Source organism: Kitasatospora sp. NPDC002522, assembly GCF_053595195.1.
On sequence record NZ_JBSFXE010000001.1, the window covers coordinates 188502 to 212863 of the forward strand.

Consider the following 24362-nt stretch of genomic DNA (forward strand, 5'->3'; position numbering starts at 1 on the left):
CACCGGGGCTGAGAGCGTGTCAATCGGCGTCAGTGCGCCTTGCGGGGCACCTCCGGCACGGCCAGCAGCGGCAGGCGCAGCGCCCCGAAGGCGTCCGCGGGCACGGCCGGGGCGACCGGGGCGACGGCCGCCACCGCGTGGTAGGCGGCGCCCTGCTCGGGGCGCGGGTCGGCCTCGCCGCGGTTGGGCCACATCGACATGGCGCGTTCGGCCTGCGCGGTGATGGTCAGCGACGGGTTGACGCCCAGGTTGGCGGAGACCGCGGAGCCGTCGACCACGCTGATCCCCGGGTAGCCGTAGAGGCGGTGGTAGGGGTCGACGACGCCGGTGTCGGCGCTGTCGCCGATCGGGCAGCCGCCGAGGAAGTGCGCGGTCAGCGGGATGTCGAAGATCTCGCCGGCGGTGGACCCGGCGAAGCCGTTGATGGACGCGGCGAGCGCCCGGGCGCCTTCCTCGGCGGCGGGGATCCAGCTGGGGTTGGGCGCGCCGTGGCCCTGACGGGAGGTCAGCTTGCCCTTCCCGGGGCCGGACGTCTTCAGCGACACGGTCAGCGAGTTGTCCAGCGACTGCATGACCAGGCCGATGATGGTCTTCTCCGACCAGCGGTGCTGGTTCATCGACTGGGCGAAGATCCACGGGTGCCGGCCGACCGCGGCGAGGTAGCGCAGCCAGCGCGGTCCGCGGCCGGCGCCGGCCACCTGCTGGATGCTGAGCGCGCCCATCGCGTTGGAGCCGCGGCCGTAGCGCACCGGCTCGATGTGGGTGTTCTCGTCGGGGTGGATGGACGAGGTGATCGCCACACCGCGGGTGAAGTCCACCCGCTCGCCGTAGCGCCGGTCGGAGGTCTGCGCGCCCACCAGCGCCTCGGAGTTGGTGCGGGTGAGGTGGCCGAGCCGGGCGGAGATCCCGGGCAGCTGGCCGCCCTCGCGCATCCGGTGCAGCAGCGTCTGGGTGCCGTAGGTGCCGGCCGCGACCACCACCCGCTCGGCGGTGACGGTGCGCGCGCCCGCGCGGCGGGCGCGCCGGGTGCGGGCGTCGGTGGGCAGCACGTCCAGCGCGTAGCCCTCGCCGTGCGGGCGCAGCCGCTTGACGGTGGTGAGCGGCAGGATCTCGGCGCCGTTGCGCTCGGCGAGGTACAGGTAGTTCTCGGTGAGCATGTTCTTCGCGCCGTGCCGGCAGCCGGTCATGCACTCGCCGCACTCGGTGCAGGCCTTGCGGCTGGGTCCGGCGCCGCCGAAGTACGGGTCGGGGACCTCGGCGCCGGGGACGGTCCTCGCGGCGCCGTCGGCGTCCTGCCCGTCGCCGAAGAACACGCCGACCGGCGCCATGTGGAAGGTGTCGCCGCAGCCCATCGCCTCGGCGGCCTCCTTCAGGTGCACGTCCGAGGGGGTCAGCGTCGGGTTGAGCCGCACGCCGAGCATCCGCTGCGCCTGGTCGTAGAACGGGGCGAGTTCGGACTGCCAGTCGGTGATGTGCGCCCACTGCCGGTCCTCGAAGAACGGCTTCGGCGGGACGTACAGCGTGTTGGCGTAGTTCAGCGAGCCGCCGCCGACACCCGCGCCGGCCAGGATCAGCACGTTGCGCAGCAGGTGGATGCGCTGGATGCCGTACAGGCCGAGCCCGGGCGCCCACAGGTAGTTGCGGGTGTCCCAGGAGGTGGAGGGGAGCTCGTCGCGGTCGAAGCGGCGGCCGGCCTCCAGCACCGCGACCCGGTAGCCCTTCTCGGTCAGCCGCAGTGCCGCGACCGAACCGCCGAAGCCCGAACCGACCACCACGACGTCGTAGTCGAACGACACTGCTGCACTCCTCTACTTGAGGCGGAACGCCTTCATGAGCTTCAGGCCGGTGGTGAAGAACGCGGCGAACCCCTGGTCGTCCATGCCCATCGACGGGCCGATCGGCAGCAGCCGCTGCACGGCGACGGTCTGCGCCTCGGTGTAGCGCAGGATGCCCTCCGCGCCGTGCCGCCGGCCGAGCCCGGAGTCGCCCATGCCGCCCATCGGCGAGGCCACCGAGCCGTACGCGGCGGCATAGGCCTCGTTCACGTTGACGGTGCCGGTGCGCAGCCGCGCGGCGACCCTTCGGCCGCGCCGGGTGTCCTTGGTCCAGACGCTGGAGTTCAGGCCGTACGGGGTGCCGTTGGCGGCGGCGACCGCCTCGTCCTCGGTGTCGAAGCGGTAGATCGACACCACCGGGCCGAAGGTCTCCTCCGCGCGCACCGCCATCGCGGGGGTGACGCCGTCCAGGACGGTCGGCTCGAAGAACAGCGGCCCGAGGTCGGGCCGGGCCTGACCGCCCGTCACCACCGTCGCGCCGGCCTTCACGGCGTCCTCGACGTGCCGGGTCACGGTCTCCAGCTGACGCTTCGACACCAGCGATCCCATGTCGGCGCCGTAGGCCAGGCCGCCGCCGAGCCGCAGCGCCGCGGTGCGGGCGGCGAACCGGGCCAGGAACTCCTCGGCGACCGAGCGGTGCACGTACAGCCGCTCGATCGAGATGCACAGCTGCCCGGCGGAGGAGAAGCAGGCCCGCACGGCGCCTTCTGCGGCCCGGTCCAGGTCGGCGTCGGCCAGCACCAGCATGGCGTTCTTGCCGCCGAGTTCCAGCGAGGCGCCGACCAGGCGGGCGGCCGCCCGGGTCGCCACGTCGCGGCCGGTGCGGGTGGAGCCGGTGAAGGCCACGTAGTCGGCGCGCTCGACCACCTCGGGGCCGATCACCGGGCCGTCGCCGAGCACGATCTGCCACACCTCGGCGGGCAGGCCGGCCTCGACGAACAGCTCGCGGGCCCACAGCGCGGTCAGCGCGGTCTGGGTGTCCGGCTTGTTGACCACCGCGTTGCCCGCGACCAGGGCCGGCAGCGCGTCGCCCACCGACAGCTCGAACGGGTAGTTCCACGGCGAGATCTGCCCGACCACGCCCTTGGGCCGCCGGGACTCCACCGCACTGGTCAGCCCCGGCACCGCGCCGCCGCGGCGGCGGTCGCGCAGGTAGGCCGAGGCGCGGCGCCCGTAGTGCCGGGCCGCCGAGGCCACCGCCATGACCTCCTCGAAGGCGTGCAGCCGGGTCTTGCCGGTCTCCGCCTGGATCAGGTCCAGCACCTCGTCCTGCCGCTTCAGCAGCAGGTCGTGGAAGCGCAGCAGCACGCCGGTGCGGTGCCGCAGCGGCAGCGCCGCCCAGCCGGGCTGGGCCCGCCGGGCCGCCGCGAACGCGTCCTCGACGTCCGCGGCCGACGACAGCGGCAGCGTCGCCAGGACGTCGCCGGTCAGCGGGGCGAGGGTCTCCGCCGTCTCCCCTCCGGAGGCGGTCACCCCCTTCGCCAGCCGCGCGACCAGCGCGGCCGGCACCGCCGAGGCGACGCTGCGCGCCGCCGCCTTCGCCGCAGGGTTGCGCCCGCCGGCCCGGGCCTGGCTCTCCGCCGTGGTCTCCGTCATGCGGGCAGCGTAAAGCCTCCGCGCCCCGTTGTGTACCCGCCGGTAACACGGATTTCGGAGCGCGGAGCGAAAGCGCCGGGGCGCGCCTACCGCTTCGGCGTGAAGTTGTTGAGCACCGTGGTGAACCGGCGCAGGCTCTGCACCCAGTCCTTCTCCGGCCCCGACACGTACACCGCGTACGAGGTCCCGTCGGTGTTGCGGAACTCCGCCTCCTTGGCGTGCCGCCGGGTGCCGTCCTTCGCGGTGTAGCTGAACTCCCACACCGCGCCCTCCCGGTCGTTGATCCGCGCCGCGACCGGACCGGTGGACTGGTACTCCTTCAGGTTCTTGCTGACCGACAGCTCCATCTCCTCGAAGTGCTGGAGGGGAGTGAGCGGCTGACCGACCGTCACCGCGAACTGCAGGTAGTGCACCCGGGCGTCCGGCGAGTAGTACACCTGGCCGCCCTCCTCGACGCGGGTCCACGTCCCGTCGGTGGTCGGCAGCAGGAAGCGGTAACCGTCCGGGTCGTCCTGCCACACGTACCCGGCGGGGGCCGGCCCGCCGCTGGGCACCTGGCCGGTCGGCGCGGCGCTCTCGGTGGCCGGCGCGGCGGTGTCGCCGCCGTCGGGCTGCCCGGTACCGCCCCGGTTCGGGGTGTGGTGGGTGGCCAGGTACGCCCCGCCGCCCGCCGCGCCGCCGACCAGCAGCACCGCGACCAGCACGGCCAGCACCCGCCGTCGCCGCCGCGGGCGCGGCGCGGCGGGGGCGGGCCCCGGCGCGGGCGCGGGCGCGGGCGCGGCCACCGTGCCGGCGGGGCCGGGCACCGCGGCGGTGTCCGCCTCGGTGGGGTGGACGGCCTCGGGCTCCGGCTCGGTGCGGTCGACCACCGGCACCGACTGGGTGGGCTCGCTCGGCGGGTCCGCCGGAGCGGGCAGCCGGATGCTGACGGTGGATCCGGCGGCGACCTCGCGCAGCATCCGCATCGCCTCGTCGGCGGCGGGCCGGTCGGCGGGGTCCTTGGCCATCAGCGCGCCCAGCACCGGTGCGAGCCCCCCGGCTCGCTGCGGTTCCGGGAGCGGGTCGGTGACCACCGCGGCCAGCGTGGTCAGCGGCGTGTCGCGGCGGAACGGCGAGGTGCCCTCGACCGCCGCGTACAGGGTCGCGCCGAGCGCCCACAGGTCCGAGGCGGGCCCGGGGCGCTGGCCCTGGGCGCGCTCGGGCGCCAGGTAGTCGGGCGAGCCGACCAGGTCGCCGGGGCGGGTGATCTCCATCGCGCCCTCGAACTTGGCGATGCCGAAGTCGAGCAGCACCACCCGCCCGGTGTTGTGCTCCAACAGCACGTTGGCCGGCTTCACGTCCCGGTGCAGCACCCCGAGCTGGTGGCCGCGGTGCAGCGCGGCGAGCACCTGCAGGCCGACCTCGGCGGCCTCACGGGGCGTCAGGGTGCCGTCCTGGGAGATGACGTCGGACAGCGCGCGGCCGTCGATCAGCTCCATGACGATCCACGGGCGGCCGTCCTGCTCCAGCACGTCGTGGATGGTGATCACGCCCGGGTGCTTGATCCGGGCCGCGGCCCGGGCCTCGCGCTTCATCCGGGACTGGAGGATCTCCAGGTCCTCCTCCGACAGGTGGCTGACCGTCAACTCCTTGACGGCGACCTCCCGGTCCAGCATCTCGTCCCTGGCCCGCCAGACGGTCCCCATCCCGCCGCGGCCCAGGCGCTCGCCGAGCGCGTACCGCCCGGCCAGCAGACGGTCCGTCGACTGGTCATGTGCACCCATCCGACCGTCCCCCCTTCCTACGTCCCCCCACCGTCGGCCGGACGGGGCTTGGCACACCGGTGTGCCATGTCGCACCGACGGTTCGAGGGCAAGCCTAGGCTGCCCGGAGCGGCGCGGGCATCGCACCCCGCCAGGAGACCGCACGGTGACCGGCCGCTCTCAGCCCGCGACGAGGACGATTCCGACCAGCGCCGCGAACAGCACCAAAAACACCGAACCGACCACCAGCGGACCCAGCAGCCGCGCCGGTATCCGCCCCGGCCGCCCGGCCGCCGACGGTGCCTGACGCTCCGTGTGCTGACGCCCGGTCCGGCGGGCGCCGCGCGGCCTCGCCACCAGCGGGCCCGCGACGGGCCTCGGCACCGGCAGCAGCGGGTCCGGCGGACCGCCCGGCAGCGGCTCCGGCGCGAACGCCAGCAGCTCCCGCAGCTCCCGCTGGACGGCGGCGGCCTCCGGCCGGAGCTCCGGGTCCGGCTGCAACAGCCGTTCCACCAGCGGCCGCAGCGGACCGCAGCCGTCCGCCGGGTGATGCCGGCCGTCCCGGACGGCGGCCAGCAGGGTCGGCAGGTCGTGCTCCGGGTACGGGCCGTGGCCGGTCAGCAGCCGGTACAGCAGCACACCCAGCGCCCAGGCGTCGGCGGGCGCCCCCGCGTCGATCGCCCACCGCTCGGCGCGCGGACCCAGCATCAGCGCCCGGGTCTCGTACACCCGGCGCGGCACCGAGCCGCCGAGCGCCGCGCACAGCTCCTCCTCGGCCGCGCCGAGCAGCAGCCCGCCGAGCATCGCCGCGCCGTCCTCGCACACCAGCACCGTCTCGGCGGTGACGTTCCCGTGCGTCAGCCCGGCCTCGTGCAGCGCCCGCAGCGCCCCGGCCAGGTCCGCCCCGATCTCCGCGACCCGGTACGGCGACACCGGCCCGTTCCCGGCCAGCCGGGACAGCGGCCCGCCCGACAGCCGCTCCTCCGCGATCCACAGCACCTCGCCGTCCGGCCCGGCGGCCAGGCCGCGCAGCAGCCGCGGGTGGGTCGGCGCGACCGCCGCGACCTGCGCGACCCGCGCCGTCAGCCGGGGCCCGTACGACGGCGCCGGGGCGCCCACCGGGTGGCCCGGCACCAGCAGTTCGGGCAGCTCCAGCCCGAACAGCCGCACCCGCGCCCCCGACGCGTCCACCGCGGGCAGCCCGATCTCACCCTCCGCACGGTCCGTCATCCGGTACCGCCCGGCCACCACCTGCCCCGGAACCGCTCGCATGCCTGTTCCTCACGCCGTCGTCCCGACAGACTACGGCCCGCCACCCGCCCGACGACCTGCCGGTACGCCAAAACGCAACCGCCGGGCCGAACCCGGCGAGTTCGGCCCGGCGGTCACCGCCCGGCGGCTACGGCGCGGGCTGGAAGCTGTCGAAGGAGATCCGGCGGGCCAACGACCCGTCAGGCGCCGACCACACCGACTCCGGCATGGTCCAGTAGATCGCGTACCCGTACTTGCCGTTACCGGTCACGAAGCCGCGGTTCAGCGAGTGCAGCAGGGTGCCGGTCTTGCCGTTGTAGGTCCACTCCCAGTCCGCGGCGTTGCTCCACCCGCGGTACGTCACCGACTCGACCCGGATCCGCTGGTAGCCGCTCATCGTCGCGGAGCGGTCCGCGTCCTGCCAGTCCTTCAGCGCGCTCGACCCGGCCGGCGACTGCCAGTCCACCACCAGCCGCAGCCCCCGCCCCTCGAAGCGCCGGCTGGTCGACCGGTAGTCGTGCCCCTGGTCGGTCATCCAGTCCGGCAGCGCGATGGTGAACCCCGACGGGTCGGTGAACGTGGTGAACCCGGCCGGCAGCTGACCCGGCGTCAGCGCCGCCGCGGGCTGCTCCGCGCCACCCGCCGACGCGGAGGCCTGCGGCGCCACGGAGGTCTGCGGCGGGGCCGGGGCCGGCGCGGACCCCGAAGCGGATGCCGGCGCCGCGGGCGGGCTGGACGCCGCGTCCGCCCGCGCCCCGCCCGCGTGGTCGCGCGGCCACAGCGCCAGCAGCGCCGCCACCAGCGCCAGCACCGTCAGCACCGCCGCGCCCGCCAGCACGGTGCGCCGCCGCCCGGCGAGGGCGCCGCGCAGCCGCGCCAGCACGGTCGTCTCCGCACCCACCGGCAGCATCTCGGTCGCCGCCTCGACCGGCGCCTGCGGCACCACGGCCGGCGCGGCCTCGGCGGCCGCCTCGCCCGCCACGATCCGCGTCAGCAGCGCCCGCGCCGCGTCCGCGTCCATCCGCTTCGCCGGGTCCTTCTCCAGCAGGCCCTCGATCACCGGCGCCAGCGGCCCGGCGTTCTTCGCCGGAGGCAGCTCCTCGGTCATCACCGCGGTGAGCGTGGCCAGCGCCGAGCCCCGGTCGTACGGCGGCACGCCCTCGACCATCGCGTACAGCGTCCCGCCGAGCGACCACAGGTCGGACGGCGGTCCGGGCCGCTGGCCGCGGGCCCGCTCGGGGGCTATGTACGACGGCGCGCCGACCAGCATCCCGGTCGAGGTGATCGAGGTGTCGCCCTCCACCGAGGCGATGCCGAAGTCGGTGAGCACGGTCCGCCCGTCCTCGCCGATCAGCACGTTCGACGGCTTCACGTCGCGGTGCAGCACGCCCTGGGCGTGCGCGGCGCCGAGCACCCCGAGCAGGTCGAGGCCGATCGCGGCGGCCCGCGCCGGGCCGAGCACCCCGTCCTCACGGACCACGTCGGCCAGCGAGCGCCCGTCGACCAGCTCCATCACGATCCACGGCCGCCCGTCCTCCTCGACCACGTCGAAGACGGTGACCGCGGCGGTGTGCCGGATCCGCGCGGTGGCCTTGGCCTCGCGCATCGTGCGGACGATCAGCCGGTGCTTCTCCGCCTCGTCGACGGCCCCGGTCATCCGCAGTTCCTTCACCGCGACGATCCGGCCCAGCATCTCGTCCTCGGCCCGCCAGACGGTGCCCATGCCACCGCGTCCGAGCACCCCGTCGAGCCGGTAGCGGTCCGCCAGCAGACGTCCCGTCGACTCCTGCGGCTGCGTCATCGGTGCGCTCTCCCCATCATGTTGCGGCCCCCGGCGCCCATCCCGACCGGGCCCTGACGACACGTCGGCCCACCCGGCGGTCCCCCCGAACGCCAAGCCCCCATCATCCCCTGTCCCCCCACCCCGAAGCCACCCGCCCCCACTCCCACCCACCCCACCACCCCCACCCACCCCACCGGCACCCGCCGTCCACCTGACCCGGCATCACCTCCGCCCCGCCGCACCGGCACTCGTCCGCCGGCCCGAGAACCCACGCCCGGCCCGGTCGTGCGACCGCAAACCTCCGCCTGCCCCGCGGAGCCTCCCGCCGCGCACCGGCCACCCGGCCCCGTTCTTCGGCCAACTGTGGCCCGCCCCAGGCGCCCGCGCCTGACGCCCCGACACGCGAAGGGCCCCGGCGCGGGATCGCGGCGGGGCCCTTCGTCGGGTGCGGGGGTCAGCGGGCGGGGTTGACCGTCACCTCGACGCGCTGGAACTCCTTGAGCTCGGTGTAGCCGGTGGTGGCCATCGCGCGGCGCAGGGCGCCGAAGAGGTTCATGGTGCCGTCGGGGGTGTGCGACGGGCCGGTGAGGATCTCCTCGGTGGTGCCGACGGTGCCCAGGTCGACCCGCTTGCCGCGCGGCAGCTCGTCGTGGACGGCCTCCATGCCCCAGTGGTAGCCGCGGCCGGGCGCGTCGGTGGCCCGGGCCAGCGCGGCGCCGATCATCACCGCGTCCGCACCGCAGGCGACCGCCTTCGGGATGTCGCCGCTGTAGCCGACGCCGCCGTCCGCGATCACGTGCACGTACCGGCCGCCGGACTCGTCCATGTAGTCCCGGCGGGCCGCCGCCACGTCCGCCACCGCGGTCGCCATCGGCACCTGGATGCCCAGCACGCCGCGGGTGGTGTGCGCCGCGCCGCCGCCGAAGCCGACCAGCACGCCCGCCGCGCCGGTGCGCATCAGGTGCAGCGCCGCGGTGTAGGTGGCGCAGCCGCCGACGATCACCGGCACGTCCAGCTCGTAGATGAACTGCTTCAGGTTGAGCGGCTCCGCGGCGCCGGAGACGTGCTCGGCGGAGACCGTGGTCCCGCGGATCACGAACACGTCGACCCCGGCGTCCACCACGACCTTGGAGAACTCGGCGGTCCGCTGCGGCGACAGCGCCGCCGCGGTCACCACGCCCGAGTCACGGACCTCCTTGATCCGCTCCTTGATCAGCTCCGCCTTGATCGGCTCCGCGTAGATCTCCTGCAGCCGCCGGGTCGCCGCCGCCTCGTCCTTGAGCGCGGCGATCTCCTCCAGCAGCGGCCGCGGGTCCTCGTAGCGGGTCCAGAGCCCCTCGAGGTTCAGCACGCCGAGGCCGCCGAGCCGCCCGATCTCGATGGCCTGCTGCGGCGACACCACGCTGTCCATCGGCGCGGCGAGGAACGGCAGTTCGAACCGGTAGGCGTCGATCTGCCAGGCGATCGAGACCTCCTTCGGGTCGCGCGTACGGCGGCTGGGGACGACGGCGATGTCGTCGAAGGAGTACGCCCGGCGCCCGCGCTTGCCTCGCCCGATCTCGATCTCAGTCACTTCGAGCCCTTCTGCTGCTTCATCTCCAACCGGGTCACCCCGGCCGCACAAGTATCCCGCACCGCCCCCGGCGCCCCGTCAGGGGCGCACGCACCGCGCGCGTCGCCCGTCCCCGGACAGCGGAATCCGCCCGGCCCGCAGTCCCCTGCGGCCCGGGCGGATTCCCGAAAGCCTTACCGGCCGTTGTAGTTCGGCGCCTCGACCGTCATCTGGATGTCGTGCGGGTGGCTCTCCTTGAGACCCGCCGAGGTGATCCGGACGAACCGGCCCTTGGTCTGCATCTCGTCGATGCTCGCCGCGCCCACGTAGCCCATGGTCTGCCGCAGACCGCCGACCAGCTGGAACAGCACCGCGGACAGCGGGCCGCGGTAGGGCACCTGGCCCTCGATGCCCTCGGCGATCAGCTTCTCGTCGGAGGAGACGTCGGCCTGGAAGTAGCGGTCCTTGGAGAAGGACTTCGCCTGGCCGCGGGACTGCATGGCGCCCAGCGAACCCATGCCGCGGTACGACTTGAACTGCTTGCCGTTGATGAACAGCAGCTCGCCCGGCGACTCCTCGCAGCCGGCCAGCAGCGAGCCCAGCATCACGGTGTCCGCGCCGGCGGCCAGCGCCTTGCCGATGTCGCCCGAGTACTGCAGGCCGCCGTCGCCGATGATCGGCACGCCCGCGTCCTGACAGGCCTGCGAGGCCTCCCAGATCGCCGTCACCTGCGGCACGCCGACGCCGGCGACCACGCGGGTGGTGCAGATCGAGCCGGGGCCGACACCGACCTTCACGCCGTCCACGCCCGCGTCGATCAGCGCCTGCGCGCCGTCCCGGGTGGCGACGTTGCCGCCGATGACGTCCACCGGCACCGCGGCCCTGATCTTGGAGATCCACGCCAGCGCGTTGTGCGAGTGCCCGTGCGAGGTGTCGACGACCAGGAAGTCCACGCCCGCGCCGACCAGCGCCTGGGCGCGGTCGAAGGCCTCGGCGGAGGCACCGACCGCGGCGCCCACCAGCAGCCGGCCCTCGGCGTCCTTCGCGGCGTTCGGGTACTTCTCCGCCTTGACGAAGTCCTTGACGGTGATCAGGCCCTTGATCCGGCCCTCGTCGTCGACCAGCGGCAGCTTCTCGATCTTGTGGCGGCGCAGCAGCGCCATCGCGTCCTCGCCGGAGATCCCGACCTTGCCGGTGATCAGCGGCATCGGGGTCATGATCTCGGCGACCTTGCGGCTGCGGTCGGTCTCGAACGCCATGTCGCGGTTGGTGACGATGCCCAGCAGCTTGCCCTCCGCGGAGGCCACCGGGACGCCGGAGATCCGGAACCGCGCGCACAGCGCGTCGGCGTCGGCCAGCGTGGCGTCCGGGCCGACCGTGATCGGGTCGGTCACCATGCCGGACTCGGAACGCTTCACCAGGTCGACCTGGTTGACCTGGTCCTCGATCGACAGGTTGCGGTGCAGGACGCCGACGCCGCCCTGCCGGGCCATCGCGATCGCCATCCGGGACTCGGTGACCTTGTCCATCGCCGCCGACAGCAGCGGGATGTTCACCCGTACGTTCCGGGAGATCCGGGAGGAGGTGTCGACCTGGTTGGGGAGCACCTCGGAGGCCCCGGGCAGCAGCAGGACGTCGTCGTACGTGAGTCCGAGCATCGCGAACTTCTCGGGGACGCCGGCGGCGTTGTAAGACATGGGGAACCTTCCGTGGCGGGCCGTCGTTCTGCGCACGGGCATCCGGCTCTCGGCCGCCAAGACGCCCGGCGTTCGGAGGAACCTCCAGGGGAACCCCGCGCACGCCAACGAAACTTTGGCGACCCGACCAGGCGCCGATACCCCATGGTACTGGTGACGCGGGGCAACTCGTCGCGCCCTCTTGACAACGCGCACGCCCCCGCGCTTCTTCCGCCCGCCGACCAGGAAACGCCCCGGCGACGACGACGGCCCCCGGACTAGCCGGACTCCTCCGCCAGCGCCCGCAACCGCGACAGCGCCCGGTGCTGGGCGACCCGCACCGCGCCCGGGGACATCCCCAGCACCTCGCCGGTCTCCTCCGCGGACAGCCCGTCCGCCACCCGCAGCAGCACCAGCTCGCGCTGCCGGGCCGGCAGGTTGGACAGCAGCTCCTTGATCCACGCCGCGTCGCTGGACAGCAGCGCCCGCTCCTCCGGACCGAGCGAGTCGTCCGGCGTCTCCGGCAGGTCGTCCGGCGGGATCACCGTCGAGCCGGGCCCGCGCATCGCGGCGCGCTGCAGATCGGCGATCTTGTGCGCGGCGATCCCGTACACGAAGGCCTCGAACGGGCGGCCGGTGTCCCGGTACCGCGGCAGCGCGCACAGCACCGCGACGCACACCTCCTGCGCCACGTCGTCCACGTGGTGCCGGGCCCCGCCCGGCAGCCGGACCAGCCGGCCGCGGCAGTACCGCAGCGCCAGCGGCAGCACGTAGGCGAGCAGCGCCTCGATCGCCCGGCCGTCCCCGCGTGCCGCGGCGGCGACCAGGTCCGCCACCTCCGGCGAGGCGCCGCTGCCGAGCACCGGCGGGCGCACTGCGCCGACCGGCGGATCGTCAGAGTCCCGGCGTCCGGCGTCCGGTGGGGGCGAGTCCCCGGCATCCGGGGTGTACGACGGATCGGCAGCCCCGCCCCCGGGGGCGGGCTGTGCCGGCTCGGTCCCGGCGGCTGCCTCGTCGTCACGCATCGGTCCATGGTGCCTGGTCGGACCGGAAAACGCGGCACCGCGTCCGGACTTGTGCATCGGAACGTTATGCGTCGCCGCGTGCACCGTGCCGCCTCCCCTGCCTGTCCGTTGGTCCCCGAGGTGCTCCACTACTCCATGGTGCAGCCTCGGGACCACAACGTCACACGTCCGAGCGAGCGCAGTTCGAAATCCCGGCCGCTCAGCGGACCAGGCCCCAGCGGAAGCCCAGGGCCACCGCGTGCGCGCGGTCCGAGGCGCCGAGCTTCTTGAACAGCCGCCTGGCGTGCGTCTTCACGGTGTCCTCGGAGAGGAACAGCTCCCGGCCGATCTCCGCGTTGGAGCGGCCGTGGCTCATGCCCTCCAGCACCTGGATCTCACGGGCCGTCAGCGTCGGCGCGGCGCCCATGTCCGGACTGCGCAGCCGGCGCGGGGCGAGCCGCCAGGTCGGGTCGGCCAGCGCCTGGGTGACGGTGGCCCGCAGTTCGGCGCGCGAGGCGTCCTTGTGCAGGTAGCCGCGGGCCCCGGCGGCGACCGCGAGGGCCACGCCGTCCAGGTCCTCGGCGACGGTGAGCATGATGATCCGCGCACCCGGGTCGGCCGAGAGCAGCCGGCGAACCGTCTCCACCCCGCCGAGGCCGGGCATCCGGACATCCATCAGAACGAGATCGGAACGGTCGGCCACCCAGCGGCGGAGGACCTCCTCACCGTTCGTCGCAGTGGTCACCCGGTCGACGCCGGGCACGGTCGCCACCGCACGGCGAAGCGCTTCCCGGGCGAGCGGGGAATCGTCGCAGACGAGTACGGATGTCATGACCGTCCTCCGCAGCAGATCCGCGTCACGTTGAGCCTCCTGGCTGGTACGAACCTCTCCGACACGGCCCCGGGTCGGACCCCGTTCCGATCGCCTGGCTCCGCGATCGTTCCCGATGTCCAGCGCCCTTTAACCGCCTCCGTACATCCAACGACCGTCACTCGAATGAGTTACGGCTTCAGGTCCATCTCCACCACTGTACGTGGCCGACCCATCACACAAGAGCCACCTCGCGGTGCACACGCCGCACTTTCGTGCAGCTCGCGCGCGGTGCCCGCGCCGTGCGCGCCCTTCCGTGACGGTCCACGCCCCGCCGGACACCCGATCGACGCAGCGTACGGCTTCAAACCTCTTGCCCCGTTTGTCCGTTTTTATAGCATCTGTCAGGTCATTGACTGTTGTGTCGGTGTGTGGGTGACTTGTCCTGGTAGTTGGCGTAAGTCATATTTCCAGGTGTCCGTACCGGCCCCGTGCAGCCTCGCCGCCGCAACCCGCAGCAGAGCCGCCAGGTCCCGAGCCTTTGAAGGGAATGAGCCATGGCAGATTTCTCCCGCCTCCCCGGCCCCAACGCAGACCTCTGGGACTGGCAGCTCTCCGCCGCCTGCCGCGGCGTGGACAGCTCGCTGTTCTTCCACCCGGAAGGCGAGCGGGGAGCCGCCCGGACCTCCCGGGAGGCGAGCGCGAAGGAGGTCTGCATGCGCTGCCCGGTGCGCGCCCAGTGCGCCGCCCACGCCCTGGCCGTCCGCGAGCCGTACGGCGTGTGGGGCGGGCTGACCGAGGACGAACGCGAGGAGCTGCTCGGGCGCTCCCGCAACCGGCTGGTCGAGGTCCCGCTCGCCATGCCGCAGACCATCCGCCGCTGATCCGCCCGACCCGACCGAGCCGCTCGACCCGACCGGCCCACCCGGTCCGACCGATTCACCGATGCCCGGCCGCCGGGCGTGTCCCCCGCCGCGGCCCCGGGTGTGCAGAAACGATCCTCCGCACGCGCAGCGCCGCCGTCCCGCAGGCGCCGCGTGCACGGGCGGGCGGCGGCCCTCAGCGGGCGGCGGCCGCCCCCGCGAGCTGGTCCAGCATCAGCGCCACCGCCGGAACCTGCGCCAGGTCCGGCAGGGTCAGCGCCACCACCTCGCGCCGCGCCGGCTCCCCCGACGCCACCCGCACCGGGACGGCCGCCACCCCCGGGTGCCGCACCGACTCCAGCGCCAGCCCGGGGAGCACCGCCACCCCGAGGCCCGCACCGACCAGGCCGACCACCGCCGGGTAGTCGTCGGTGGCGAAGTCGATGGCCGGTGCGAAGCCGGCGTCGCCGCAGAGTTCGACCAGGTGGCCGCGGCACTGCGGACAGCCCGCGATCCACTGCTCCCCGGCCAGCTCGGCCAGGTCCACCGGCCGCTCCTCGCCCCGCCCGGCCAGCGGGTGCCCGGCCGGCACCAGCCCGACCAGCGGGTCGTCCAGCAGCGGGCGCACCACCAGGTCCGACCAGTCGTTGGCCGCCGCGGCGGCGGCCGCCTCCAGGGTCGCCTCGGCCCGCGCCTCGCGCAGCGTCGCGTGCGGGGACGGCAGGCTCAGCCCGCCCTGCGAGTCCGGGTACCGGAATGCCAGCGCCACCTCGCACTCGCCGCCGCGCAGCATCGCCAGCGACTGCGGCGGCTCCGCCTCGACCAGCGAGACCCGCACCCCCGGGTGGGCCGTCCGCAGCCGGGCGACCGAGCGCGGCACCAGCGTCGAGCTGGCCGTCGGGAAGGACACCAGCCGGACCCGTCCGGCCCGCAGCCCGGCGATCGCCGCGACCTCCTCCTCGGCGGCGGACAGTCCCGCGAGGATCCCGGTGGCGTGCTTCAGCAGCACCCGCCCGGCCTCGCTCAGCTGCATCTCCCGCCCGGAGCGCACCACCAGCGGGGTGTCCACCGCCTTCTCCAGCGCCTTCATCTGCTGGCTCACCGCCGGCTGGGTGCACCCCAGTTCGCGCGCGGCGGCGGAGAAGGAACCGGTGTCGGCGACGGCGCGCAGGACGCGGAGATGACGGGCCTCGATCACGGGGTCCAGGGTAGCGAGCGCGGACGGGCGCGACCGCGGCGCGAGGAACCGCGGGACAGCACGAAGGGCGCGAGGTGGCTGCGCTCCCGGCCGCGCACTACGAGAGTGCCCGGCCGGTCGCGCGGTTCCTCGCGCCCCTGGTGGTTGCCTACCTGCCTATCGGCTGGTGTCAGTGGCTGTGGCCGTGCCCGCCGTGCGAGTGGCCGTGGCCGTTGTCGGCCTCCTCTTCCTTCTTCTCCACCACGAGGGTCTCGGTGGTGAGCAGCAGGGAGGCGATGGAGGCCGCGTTCTCCAGGGCGGAGCGGGTGACCTTGACCGGGTCGATGACGCCGGCCTTCAGCAGGTCGCCGTACTCGCCGGTGGCCGCGTTGTAGCCGAAGCCGGCGTCCAGCTCGGCGACCTTGTGGGTGATGACGTAACCCTCGAGGCCGGCGTTCTGGGCGATCCAGCGCAGCGGCTCGGCGAGCGCCTTGCGGACGACGGAGACACCGGTGGCCTCGTCGCCGGTCAGGCCGAGGCCGTCCTCCAGGACCTTGGCGGCGTGCACCAGGGAGGCGCCACCGCCGGCGACGATGCCCTCCTCGACCGCGGCGCGGGTCGCGGAGATGGCGTCCTCGAGACGGTGCTTGCGCTCCTTGAGCTCGACCTCGGTGGCCGCGCCGACCTTGATGACGCAGACGCCGCCGGCCAGCTTCGCGAGGCGCTCCTGGAGCTTCTCGCGGTCCCAGTCGGAGTCGGTGTTGGCGATCTCGGCCTTGATCTGGGCGACCCGGCCGGCCACGGCGGCGGAGTCGCCGGCGCCGTCGACGACGATGGTCTCGTCCTTGGTGACGGTGACGCGGCGGGCGGTGCCGAGCACCTCCAGGCCGACCTGGTCGAGCTTGAGGCCGACCTCCTCGGAGACGACCTCGCCGCCGGTGAGGGTGGCGATGTCGCCGAGGATGGCCTTGCGGCGGTCACCGAAGCCGGGGGCCTTGACCGCGACCGCGTTGAAGGTGCCGCGGATCTTGTTGACCACCAGGGTGGAGAGGGCCTCGCCGTCGACGTCCTCGGCGATGATCAGCAGCGGGCGCGAGCCGCCGACCTGCAGGACCTTCTCCAGCAGCGGCAGGAGCTCCTGGATGCTGGAGATCTTGCCCTGGGTGATGAGGATGTACGGGTCCTCCAGGACGGCTTCCTGGCGCTCCGCGTCGGTGACGAAGTACGGCGACAGGTAGCCCTTGTCGAACTGCATGCCCTCGGTGAACTCGAGCTCGACGCCGAAGGTGTTGGACTCCTCGACGGTGATCACACCGTCCTTGCCGACCTTGTCGATCGCCTCGGCGATCAGCTCGCCGACCTGGGCGTCCTGGGCGGAGAGGGAGGCGACGGCGGCGACGTCGTCCTTGCCCTCGATCTCGCGGGCGATCGAGAGCAGGTGCTCGGTGACGGCGGCGACGGCCTTGTCGATGCCCTTCTTCAGGGCGGCCGGGCCGGCGCCGGCGGCGACGTTGCGCAGGCCCTCGTTGACCAGGGCCTGGGCGAGCACGGTGGCGGTGGTGGTGCCGTCGCCCGCGACGTCGTTGGTCTTGGTGGCGACCTCCTTGACCAGCTGCGCGCCGAGGTTCTCGTACGGGTCGTCGAGCTCGACCTCGCGGGCGATGGTCACACCGTCGTTGGTGATGGTGGGGGCGCCGAACTTCTTGTCGATGACGACGTTGCGGCCCTTGGGGCCGATCGTCACCTTGACGGTGTCGGCCAGCTTGTTGACGCCGCGCTCCAGCGAGCGGCGGGCGTCCTCGTCGAACTGCAGGGTCTTCGCCATGATCCCGTTTCCTCAGGGGTAGGTCTGCGTACGTGGAGCAAAAGCCGCGCCCCGGGCCCCTGTCAGTGCTGACACGGATCCGGGGCGGGGCTGGGACGTCTTACTTCTCGATGATGGCGAGAACGTCGCGAGCCGAGAGGACCAGGTACTCCTCGCCCTGGTACTTGACCTCGGTGCCGCCGTACTTCGAGTACAGGACGATGTCACCGACGGCGACGTCGAGCGGCAGACGCTGGCCGTCCTCGAAGCGACCCGGGCCGACGGCCAGGACGACGCCCTCCTGGGGCTTCTCCTTGGCGGTGTCCGGGATCACCAGGCCGGAGGCGGTGGTGGTCTCGGCGTCGAGCGGCTGGACCACGATGCGGTCCTCGAGCGGCTTGATGGCAACCTTGCTGCTGGTGGTCACGTCCGAGCTCCCCTTCGGAGATTACGGGGTTGTCTATCAGGTAGGTGGCGATGGCGCGCGAACTGCCGTCGCGGGGGTCAGCCACGCTTCATCGCGTTAGCACTCACCCTGGGGGGAGTGCCAGGAACGACCATAGGACGCCGTTAGCACTCAGTCAACCAGAGTGCCAACGCGTCGCGCGCGAGTTTCGGAAGGGCGCGGGTTTCCGGGCCGTCTGAGCCCGGGTACTCAGGCGCCCGGGGCCGAGCGTCGCCAGACTCCCGACATGACTCGCCGCGCACCGATCGCCGTCGACCTGCTCACCCTGCTCGGCCTGCTCTGCCTGGAGGCCGCCGCGGGCGCGGCGCTGCTGCTGCGCGCCGCCTTCGCCGACGGGAGCCTCGACGGCTCCGCCGCACAGCCGTACGACCTGGTGCCGGTGCTGCTCGGCTGCGCGGTCGTGCCGGTGGTGGCGGCGGTGCTGACCTGGCGCGGCGGGCTGCGCGTGACGGCGGTGGCGCAGGCGCTGCTGCTGGCCGCGGTGCTGGCGCTGGCCGCCGCCGGGTCCGCGTACGACCACCGGCACGAGGAGCCGCGGCCGCTGCCGAGCGGGTACCAGCCCTGCTACAGCGGCTCGGACTGCTCGGCGACCGGCGGGTGACCGGGCGGCGAGAATGAGGGGGTGGAGATCGAATCGTTCCGGGCGCTGCTGACCGAGCAGGGGCAGGCGCTGCTGGCCGAACTGCGGGAGTTCTCGGCGGCCGAGGAGCTGGCCCTGGCGACCCGGCTGCGCCGGGACTACCCGGCCGAACTGGTGCGGGCGGCGTTCGAGCAGGCGCGGCTGCGGCAGCGGGCGGCGGCGAAGTTCGGCGCGGACGCCGCGTCGATGTACTTCACCCAGCACGGGGTGGAGCAGGCGACCCGGCGCAGCGTCGCCGAGTGGCGGGCGGGGCGGTTCGCCGCGCTGGGGGTGAAGCGGCTGGCGGACCTGTGCTGCGGGATCGGCGGCGACGCGATCGCGCTGGCCCGGGCGGGGATCGCGGTGCTGGCGGTGGACCGGGACGAGCTGACCTGCGCGGTGGCGAGCGCGAACGCGGCGGCGCTCGGCGTGGCGGAGCTGGTGGAGGTGCGCTGCGCGGACGTCGCGGACGTCGACGTCGCGGGCTACGACGCGGTGTTCACCGATCCGGCGCGGCGCACCGCGCGCGGCCGGGTGTTCGACCCCGAGGCGTACAGCCCGCCGCTGTCGTGGGCGGTCGAGGCGGCCCGCTGCGCGCCGTTCGGGGCGTTGAAGGTGGCGCCGGGGATCCCGCACGAGCTGGTGCCGGACGGCGCGGAGGCGGAGTGGGTCTCCGACCACGGCGAGGTGAAGGAGGCGGTGCTGTGGTTCGGCGCCGCGCCCGCCGCGCCGTACCGGGCGACGCTGCTGCCCGGCGGCCACTCGCACACCGGCGGGGTGCTGCCGGACCCGGAGGTCGGGCCGGTGGGCCGCTACCTGTACGAGCCGGACGGGGCGGTGATCCGGGCCCGGATGGTCGCGGAGGTGGCCGTCTGGACCGGCGGGCGGCTGATCGACCCGATGATCGCCTACGTCACCTCGGACGAGTTGCGGCCGACCCCGTACGCGCACGCCTACGAGCTGACCGACGTCCTGCCGTACCACGTGAAGAAGCTCAAGGCGCTGCTGCGGGAGCGCCGGGTCGGCACCGTGGTGATCAAGAAGCGCGGGATGGCGATCACGCCGGAGGAGCTGCGCCGGCAGCTGAAGCCGTCCGGGCCGAACGAGGTGACGGTGATCCTGTCCCGCACGCCGAACGGCCCGGTGATGATGCTGGGTCAGCCGGTGGGCTTGGCGATGTAGTCGTCGAGCCGGGCCACCGCGAAGCCCTGCTCCTGGATGCGGGCGAGCATCTCGCCGAACATCTGGGTCATGGTCTCGCCCTTCAGCTCGGAGGGGCCGCGGAAGTGGGCGAGGATGATGTCGCCGTTCTTGAGCTTCTTCTCGCCCTGGTACTGCATGTCGTGGATCTGCATCGACTCCTGCCAGAGCACGATGGCGCGCGGACCGCACTGCTGGACGGCGGTGTTCAGCGAGGGGGTGTGCGCGCCGTCGCCGAACGGCGGGCGGAACAGGAACGGGGCGGTGCCGTACTGCTGGGTGAGCGCGGCCTGGTCGTCGCAGACCTCGGTCTTCTGCTTGTCCGGGCTGAGCTTGCTCATCACGGGGTGGGTGACGGTGTGGTTCTGGATGCTGTTGCCGAGCGCCTGCAGCGGCTTGAAGTAGCCGTAGTCGCCCTTGACGATGTCCTTGGTCAGGAACATCGTGATCGGCACCTTCAGGTCGGTCAGCATCTGGACGAACTTGGGGTCCTTCTCGGCCCCGTCGTCGATGGTGATGAAGACGACCTTGTCGCCGGTGGGGACGGTGCTGAAGACCGGCACCGTGCCCGTCTTGGCCAGCTTGATCGGCTTGTCGGCGGGCGGGGCGGGCGCCTTGGCCATCGGCTTGAGGCCCCACTTCGCCCACGCGGCGTCACCGACCGCGTCCTGGGCGGCGCCTGACGGCGCGCCGGCGCTGGGTGCGTCCGAGGACGCGGCGGCGGACGGCGCGGGAGCGGACTGGTGCCCGGCCGGAGCGGAGCCGCCGCACCCGCTCGCCGCCAGCAGGACGGCGAGCGCCCCCGCCCCGTACCCGATCCGGGCCCTCTTCGTCACCGGTGTCCCCTCGCTCTTCCTCTACACGCGTGTCGATGTTCAGGACGACGGTACCGGTTCCGCGGTTGCCTACCCGGCATCGGTGCGGGTGAAGGTCCAGTGGTGCACCGGACGGGCGAGCAGCCCGGCGGGCGGCTCCGGGACCGGCTGCGGCTCGCCCTCCCACAGCGCGATCAGCAGCACCCGCTCGCCGGGGGCGGTGAACAGCTCGACCCGCTCCAGGCCGGCCGCACCGCGCACCGCCGGCAGCGCCACCGCCCGTGCCCAGGCGTGCAGTTCGGCCCCGCGGCCGTCGGCGGCGCGGGCCTCCCACATCGCCGCCAGGGTCACTTCAGCGCCTCGTGGGCGTGCGCGTGGAAGTCGCCGTGCCCGGTGTCCGCGCCCGGCACGTGCGTCTCGGTGACCGGCAGCGAGGAGTCCGCCGACAGGTCGAAGGCGGACGGGGTGCGGTTGCGCCACACCATCTCCGCGCCGAGCGCCGCCACCATCGCGCCGTTGTCGGTGCACAGGCCCGGCCGCGGCACCCGCAGCACGATGCCCGCCTTGTCGCAGCGCTGCTGCGCCATCTCGCGCAGCCGCGAGTTGGCGGCCACGCCGCCGCCGATCATCAGGTGGTCGACGTCGTTGTCCTTGCAGGCCCGGACGGCCTTGCGGGTCAGCACGTCGGTGACCGCCTCCTGGAACGACGCCGCCACGTCCGCCACCGGCACCGGCTCGCCGGCCCGCCGCTTGGCCTCCACCCAGCGCGCCACGGCGGTCTTCAGGCCGGAGAACGAGAAGTCGTACGCGGGGTCGCCCGCGTTGTTCAGCCCGCGCGGGAACGCGATCGCCTTCCCGTCGCCCTCGCGGGCCATCCGGTCCACCACCGGCCCGCCGGGGAAGCCCAGCCCGAGCACCCGGGCCACCTTGTCGAAGGCCTCGCCCGCCGCGTCGTCGATGGTCGAGCCCAGCGGGCGGACGTCGGAGGTGATGTCCCCGCTGAGCAGCAGCGAGGAGTGCCCGCCGGAGACCAGCAGCGCCATCGTCGGCTCGGGCAGCCGGCCGTGCTCCAGCTGGTCCACGCAGATGTGCGAGGCCAGGTGGTTCACCCCGTACAGCGGCTTGTCCAGCGCCCAGGCGTACGCCTTGGCGGCGCTCACGCCGACCAGCAGCGCCCCGGCCAGGCCCGGGCCCGCGGTCACCGCGATGCCGTCCAGGTCGCTCGCCTTCACCCCGGCGGTGTCCAGCGCCCGCCGGATGGTCGGGATCATCGCCTCCAGGTGCGCCCGGCTGGCGATCTCCGGGACGACGCCGCCGAACCGCGCGTGGTCGTTGACGCTCGAGGCGACCGCGTCGGCGAGCAGCGTGGTGCCGCGGACGATGCCGACGCCGGTCTCGTCGCAGGAGGTCTCGATGCCGAGGACGAGAGGTTCGTCAGCCATTCTGATGGTCCTTCAGATCGCTTGCCAGGTGGTCCAGACGCATCACCAGTGCGTCCACGTTGGCGGGCTGGTAGTAGCCCCGCCGGATCCCGACCGGCTCGAACCCGAACCGCTCGTACAGCCGCTGGGCGCGCAGGTTGTCCACCCGCACCTCCAGCAGCAGCTCCGCACAGCCGCGCCGGACCGACTCCGCGACCAGCTCGGCCAGCAGCACTCCCCCGAGTCCCGCGCCCTGGTGGCCGGTGTCCACCGCGATGGTCTGCACGTCGGCGTCCGCCCCGACCGCCATCAGCCCCGCGTACCCGACCACGGCGTCGCCGTCGTCGACCGCCACCACGTAGTGCCGGCTCCCGCCGGGGTACGCCTCGGCCAGCTCCGACCAGTACATCCCGCGCGACCAGGCGTCCTCGGGGAACAGCAGGTGCTCCAGCGCCATGACGGGCTCGATGTCCCACCACCGCATGGGACGCAGCGTGTACTTAGCCACGGACGCAGCCGTTCACGCCGGAAGCACCGCCTTGTACCCCGCGGGCACCTGCGCGTCCGGCCGCCGCAGGTACAGCGGGGTGTTCGGCAGCAGCTCGCGCCCAGCCGCCAGCTCGCGCACCGCGAAGTCCGCCAGCGCGCCCGCCGAGACGTGCTCGGGGCCGCTCGCCTGCGGGAGTGCGTACAGCAGGGCGCCGGCGCCGACCGTCCGCTCGCCGGGTTCGATCTCGGCGGGGCGGTCCACCGACGGGCCGGAGACCCGGGCGCCGGCCGCGTCGTAGGAGGCCCAGTAGACCTCCTTGCGGCGGGCGTCGGTGGCCACCGTGAACGGGCCGTCGACGCCCTCGCGGCGCGCCTGGTGGGCGATCGCGTCGAGCGTGCAGACGCCGTGCACCGGCAGGCCCAGCGCGTCGCCGAGCGCGGCGGCGGTCACCAGGCCGACCCGCAGGCCGGTGTACGGGCCGGGGCCGACGCCGACCGCCAGGGCGGTGAGCTGCCGCTTGTCCACGCCCGCGGTGCGCAGCACGGCGGCGATGGTGGGCAGCAGCAGTTCCCCGTGCCGCCGCGCGTCGACCTCGTAGGACTCGGCGAGCACCCGCTCGCCGTCGTGGACGGCGGCGGTGACGGCGGGGGTGGCGGTGTCGAAGGCGAGGAGGAGCACGGGTTCAAGGTTAGAGGGTCCGGCGCGGGTGCCCGCACCGGCCGTGAACACACGATCGGAAGAACCCGGAACGGCGTGGCGGACCTGGCACGATGGGGTGCCGGTACGGGTGGTGGCGACCGTGAGGAGCTGACGTGGCGAAGCTGGGTCCTGGTGTGGTGGTCGGCGGGCTGACCCTGGGGGCCATGGCGGTGATCGGGCTGCTGGCGTTCCAGGCGAACGGCGCCCCCTCCCGGGCGGTCGCCGCCACACCCGCCGCGAGCTCCCCGGCCGCGTCCGCCGCCCCGTCGCCCGGCCCCTCGGCGAGCGTTCCGCCGGTGCCCGCGGACTCCGGCGCCGGGCTGCGGGTGGTGTATTCCGTGAAGGACCGTCAGGTCTGGCTGGTCGACCCGAAGAAGCCCGCGCCGGTGGTGGCCGCGTTCAAGGCGACGCCCGGCACCGCGCAGCCCGCGCCCGGCTCGTACACCGTCTACAGCCGCACCGCCTCGGGCACCGGCACCGACAAGCGGGCGGTCGAGCACGTGGTGCGGTTCGCCCAGCAGGCCGGCACCACCTTCGGCTTCAGCGCGCTGGTGGACGAGGGCGCGCCCGCGCCGTCCGCCGACCCGACCGTCAAGACCGGCGGCCTGCGGGTCGCCAAGGCGGACGGCCAGACCCTGTGGGACTTCGCGCCGAACGGCACGCGGGTGGTCGTCGTCCCCTGACCGGGAGGCACCCGCGGGCCGGGGCCGGCTCAGGCGGCGTCGCGCTCCGGTGGGGTGGAGACCGCCTCGGCGGCCCGGCAGGACGCCAGTAGCGCCCGCATCGGGACGGCGTCGGGGCGCGGCTCGGGGCGCGGGGCCCGTTCCTCGGGCCGGGCCGGCGGCTGTTCGGGGCGCGGGGTGTTCCGGGGGGTGGTGCTCGCCATGGGGCGCCTCCCTAGTTAGGCATACCTAACCTGCTGCCGCCATCCCATCACGCCCGCGCCGCCCGCCGCAACAGGATGCCGACACCCTGTCGGGAACCGGGGTCAGCTGTCACCCAATCCGGTGAGATCCGCGTCGTCCCAGCGGACGCCCAGCCCGGTGAGGGTGACCCGGCGGCCGTCCGACTCCCCGACCAGGTCCACGTCGGCCCCGCCGAGGGTGCGTTCGATCCGGATCTCCAGCCGGTCCTCGGACAGCTCCTCGACCTTGCCCTCGCCCCACTCGACCACGATCACCGACTCGGACAGCGACACGTCCAGGTCGAGGTCCTCCATCTCCTCCAGACCGCCGCCGAGCCGATACGCGTCGACGTGCACCAGCGCGGGGCCGCCGGTCAGCGAGGGGTGCACCCGGGCGATCACGAAGGTCGGCGAGGTCACCGCGCCGCGCACCCCGAGGCCCTCGCCGAGGCCGCGGGTCAGCGTGGTCTTGCCCGCGCCCAGCTCGCCGGAGAGCAGCACCAGGTCACCGGGGCGCAGCAGCCCGGCGAGGTCCCGGCCGAGCGTGGTCATCCGCTCCGCGGTGGCGACGGTCAGAGTGGTCTGCGAACCCATGGCGTCCTTCTTCGATCGTTGCGGCCACCCCTACGGTGACACACCCCGGCCGGACGCCCG

The 24362-nt window shown here is 73.9% G+C and carries 23 protein-coding genes; 4 read left to right on the forward strand and 19 right to left on the reverse strand.

The window, feature by feature from the left end; genetic code table 11:
* Positions 1-29: 29 nt before the first annotated feature.
* From ACWD4U_RS00805 to ACWD4U_RS00845, 9 genes are all read right to left on the reverse strand, one after another.
* The gene (locus ACWD4U_RS00805) at positions 30-1796 is read right to left on the reverse strand and encodes a GMC family oxidoreductase (protein WP_363461815.1); all 1767 of its coding nucleotides are present in this window, start codon (positions 1794-1796) and stop codon (positions 30-32) included.
* 12 nt (positions 1797-1808) lie between these two features.
* Positions 1809-3431, reverse strand: a complete 1623-nt coding sequence (locus ACWD4U_RS00810; protein WP_363461817.1) for a succinic semialdehyde dehydrogenase — start codon at positions 3429-3431, stop codon at positions 1809-1811.
* Positions 3432-3517: 86 nt separating this feature from the next.
* Positions 3518-5194, reverse strand: coding sequence for a serine/threonine-protein kinase (locus ACWD4U_RS00815; protein ID WP_449787055.1), 1677 nt, complete (start codon positions 5192-5194; stop codon positions 3518-3520).
* A 159-nt stretch (positions 5195-5353) separates the two neighbouring features.
* Positions 5354-6445 carry a protein kinase domain-containing protein gene (locus ACWD4U_RS00820; RefSeq protein ID WP_363459848.1) on the reverse strand — a complete coding sequence of 364 codons (1092 nt, stop codon included), beginning with the start codon at positions 6443-6445 and terminating at the stop codon, positions 5354-5356.
* 127 nt (positions 6446-6572) lie between these two features.
* Positions 6573-8225 (reverse strand): serine/threonine-protein kinase, encoded by a 1653-nt coding sequence (locus tag ACWD4U_RS00825; RefSeq protein WP_363459849.1) that lies wholly within the window; start codon positions 8223-8225, stop codon positions 6573-6575.
* A gap of 436 nt (positions 8226-8661) precedes the next feature.
* Positions 8662-9780, reverse strand: a complete 1119-nt coding sequence (locus tag ACWD4U_RS00830; RefSeq protein ID WP_363459850.1) for a GuaB3 family IMP dehydrogenase-related protein — start codon at positions 9778-9780, stop codon at positions 8662-8664.
* A gap of 173 nt (positions 9781-9953) precedes the next feature.
* A complete protein-coding gene (gene guaB, locus ACWD4U_RS00835) occupies positions 9954-11456 on the reverse strand; it encodes an IMP dehydrogenase (protein WP_363459851.1) in 1503 nt (500 codons plus the stop codon).
* A gap of 257 nt (positions 11457-11713) precedes the next feature.
* Positions 11714-12460 carry an RNA polymerase sigma factor ShbA gene (gene shbA, locus ACWD4U_RS00840; RefSeq protein WP_363459852.1) on the reverse strand — a complete coding sequence of 249 codons (747 nt, stop codon included), beginning with the start codon at positions 12458-12460 and terminating at the stop codon, positions 11714-11716.
* Between the two features lie 199 nt (positions 12461-12659).
* Positions 12660-13271: a response regulator transcription factor gene (locus ACWD4U_RS00845; RefSeq protein WP_014136228.1), complete on the reverse strand. Its 612-nt coding sequence runs from the start codon at positions 13269-13271 to the stop codon at positions 12660-12662.
* Positions 13272-13807: 536 nt separating this feature from the next.
* Here ACWD4U_RS00845 and ACWD4U_RS00850 point away from each other — a divergent pair.
* The gene (locus ACWD4U_RS00850) at positions 13808-14134 is read left to right on the forward strand and encodes a WhiB family transcriptional regulator (RefSeq protein ID WP_363459853.1); all 327 of its coding nucleotides are present in this window, start codon (positions 13808-13810) and stop codon (positions 14132-14134) included.
* A 175-nt stretch (positions 14135-14309) separates the two neighbouring features.
* On the opposite strand, the gene ACWD4U_RS00855 is transcribed toward ACWD4U_RS00850, so the two are convergent.
* The 3 genes from ACWD4U_RS00855 to groES form a co-directional block, all read right to left on the reverse strand.
* Entirely contained in the window at positions 14310-15311 is a 1002-nt protein-coding gene (locus ACWD4U_RS00855) for a LysR family transcriptional regulator (RefSeq protein WP_363459854.1), read from the reverse strand.
* Positions 15312-15480: 169 nt separating this feature from the next.
* Entirely contained in the window at positions 15481-17115 is a 1635-nt protein-coding gene (gene groL, locus ACWD4U_RS00860) for a chaperonin GroEL (protein ID WP_363459855.1), read from the reverse strand.
* Between the two features lie 100 nt (positions 17116-17215).
* Positions 17216-17521 carry a co-chaperone GroES gene (groES, locus tag ACWD4U_RS00865; protein ID WP_014136232.1) on the reverse strand — a complete coding sequence of 102 codons (306 nt, stop codon included), beginning with the start codon at positions 17519-17521 and terminating at the stop codon, positions 17216-17218.
* A 265-nt stretch (positions 17522-17786) separates the two neighbouring features.
* On the opposite strand from groES, the gene ACWD4U_RS00870 reads away from it, so the two are divergent.
* Positions 17787-18161 carry a DUF6234 family protein gene (locus ACWD4U_RS00870; protein WP_363459856.1) on the forward strand — a complete coding sequence of 125 codons (375 nt, stop codon included), beginning with the start codon at positions 17787-17789 and terminating at the stop codon, positions 18159-18161.
* Between the two features lie 21 nt (positions 18162-18182).
* A complete protein-coding gene (locus ACWD4U_RS00875) occupies positions 18183-19361 on the forward strand; it encodes a class I SAM-dependent methyltransferase (RefSeq protein ID WP_363459857.1) in 1179 nt (392 codons plus the stop codon).
* Here the strand turns inward: ACWD4U_RS00875 and ACWD4U_RS00880 are convergent.
* The 5 genes from ACWD4U_RS00880 to tsaB form a co-directional block, all read right to left on the reverse strand.
* Positions 19337-20215 (reverse strand): polysaccharide deacetylase family protein, encoded by an 879-nt coding sequence (locus ACWD4U_RS00880; RefSeq protein ID WP_363459858.1) that lies wholly within the window; start codon positions 20213-20215, stop codon positions 19337-19339. The two genes, ACWD4U_RS00875 and ACWD4U_RS00880, sit on opposite strands and share 25 nt — an antisense overlap.
* Before the next feature lie 69 nt (positions 20216-20284).
* Positions 20285-20545, reverse strand: coding sequence for a hypothetical protein (locus ACWD4U_RS00885; RefSeq protein ID WP_363459859.1), 261 nt, complete (start codon positions 20543-20545; stop codon positions 20285-20287).
* Positions 20542-21636, reverse strand: coding sequence for a tRNA (adenosine(37)-N6)-threonylcarbamoyltransferase complex transferase subunit TsaD (gene tsaD / locus ACWD4U_RS00890; RefSeq protein WP_363459860.1), 1095 nt, complete (start codon positions 21634-21636; stop codon positions 20542-20544). The genes ACWD4U_RS00885 and tsaD overlap by 4 nt, the downstream gene beginning before the upstream one ends.
* Positions 21629-22099: a ribosomal protein S18-alanine N-acetyltransferase gene (gene rimI, locus ACWD4U_RS00895; protein ID WP_363459861.1), complete on the reverse strand. Its 471-nt coding sequence runs from the start codon at positions 22097-22099 to the stop codon at positions 21629-21631. The genes tsaD and rimI overlap by 8 nt, the downstream gene beginning before the upstream one ends.
* 36 nt (positions 22100-22135) lie before the next feature.
* Positions 22136-22783, reverse strand: coding sequence for a tRNA (adenosine(37)-N6)-threonylcarbamoyltransferase complex dimerization subunit type 1 TsaB (gene tsaB, locus ACWD4U_RS00900; protein ID WP_363459862.1), 648 nt, complete (start codon positions 22781-22783; stop codon positions 22136-22138).
* A 134-nt stretch (positions 22784-22917) separates the two neighbouring features.
* Between tsaB and ACWD4U_RS00905 the strand changes: the two genes are divergently transcribed.
* On the forward strand, positions 22918-23487 hold the full coding sequence (locus tag ACWD4U_RS00905) for a hypothetical protein (protein ID WP_363459863.1): 570 nt from the start codon (positions 22918-22920) through the stop codon (positions 23485-23487).
* 29 nt (positions 23488-23516) lie between these two features.
* Here ACWD4U_RS00905 and ACWD4U_RS00910 read toward each other — a convergent pair whose 3' ends face one another.
* Both ACWD4U_RS00910 and tsaE read right to left on the reverse strand, forming a co-directional pair.
* Positions 23517-23690 carry a hypothetical protein gene (locus tag ACWD4U_RS00910; protein WP_449787056.1) on the reverse strand — a complete coding sequence of 58 codons (174 nt, stop codon included), beginning with the start codon at positions 23688-23690 and terminating at the stop codon, positions 23517-23519.
* Between the two features lie 102 nt (positions 23691-23792).
* The gene (gene tsaE, locus ACWD4U_RS00915) at positions 23793-24302 is read right to left on the reverse strand and encodes a tRNA (adenosine(37)-N6)-threonylcarbamoyltransferase complex ATPase subunit type 1 TsaE (RefSeq protein WP_363459864.1); all 510 of its coding nucleotides are present in this window, start codon (positions 24300-24302) and stop codon (positions 23793-23795) included.
* Positions 24303-24362 lie beyond the last annotated feature (60 nt).

Coding starts and splice junctions, on each gene's coding strand:
- ACWD4U_RS00815 (WP_449787055.1), bottom strand. CDS start 5,194: ATGGGTGCACATGACCAGTCGACGGACCGTCTGCTGGCCGGGCGGTAC.
- ACWD4U_RS00825 (WP_363459849.1), bottom strand. CDS start 8,225: ATGACGCAGCCGCAGGAGTCGACGGGACGTCTGCTGGCGGACCGCTAC.
- ACWD4U_RS00845 (WP_014136228.1), bottom strand. CDS start 13,271: ATGACATCCGTACTCGTCTGCGACGATTCCCCGCTCGCCCGGGAAGCG.
- shbA (WP_363459852.1), bottom strand. CDS start 12,460: ATGCGTGACGACGAGGCAGCCGCCGGGACCGAGCCGGCACAGCCCGCC.
- rimI (WP_363459861.1), bottom strand. CDS start 22,099: ATGCGGTGGTGGGACATCGAGCCCGTCATGGCGCTGGAGCACCTGCTG.
- tsaD (WP_363459860.1), bottom strand. CDS start 21,636: ATGGCTGACGAACCTCTCGTCCTCGGCATCGAGACCTCCTGCGACGAG.
- ACWD4U_RS00910 (WP_449787056.1), bottom strand. CDS start 23,690: ATGGCGAGCACCACCCCCCGGAACACCCCGCGCCCCGAACAGCCGCCG.
- ACWD4U_RS00810 (WP_363461817.1), bottom strand. CDS start 3,431: ATGACGGAGACCACGGCGGAGAGCCAGGCCCGGGCCGGCGGGCGCAAC.
- tsaE (WP_363459864.1), bottom strand. CDS start 24,302: ATGGGTTCGCAGACCACTCTGACCGTCGCCACCGCGGAGCGGATGACC.
- groL (WP_363459855.1), bottom strand. CDS start 17,115: ATGGCGAAGACCCTGCAGTTCGACGAGGACGCCCGCCGCTCGCTGGAG.
- ACWD4U_RS00870 (WP_363459856.1), top strand. CDS start 17,787: ATGACTCGCCGCGCACCGATCGCCGTCGACCTGCTCACCCTGCTCGGC.
- ACWD4U_RS00820 (WP_363459848.1), bottom strand. CDS start 6,445: ATGCGAGCGGTTCCGGGGCAGGTGGTGGCCGGGCGGTACCGGATGACG.
- ACWD4U_RS00850 (WP_363459853.1), top strand. CDS start 13,808: ATGGCAGATTTCTCCCGCCTCCCCGGCCCCAACGCAGACCTCTGGGAC.
- guaB (WP_363459851.1), bottom strand. CDS start 11,456: ATGTCTTACAACGCCGCCGGCGTCCCCGAGAAGTTCGCGATGCTCGGA.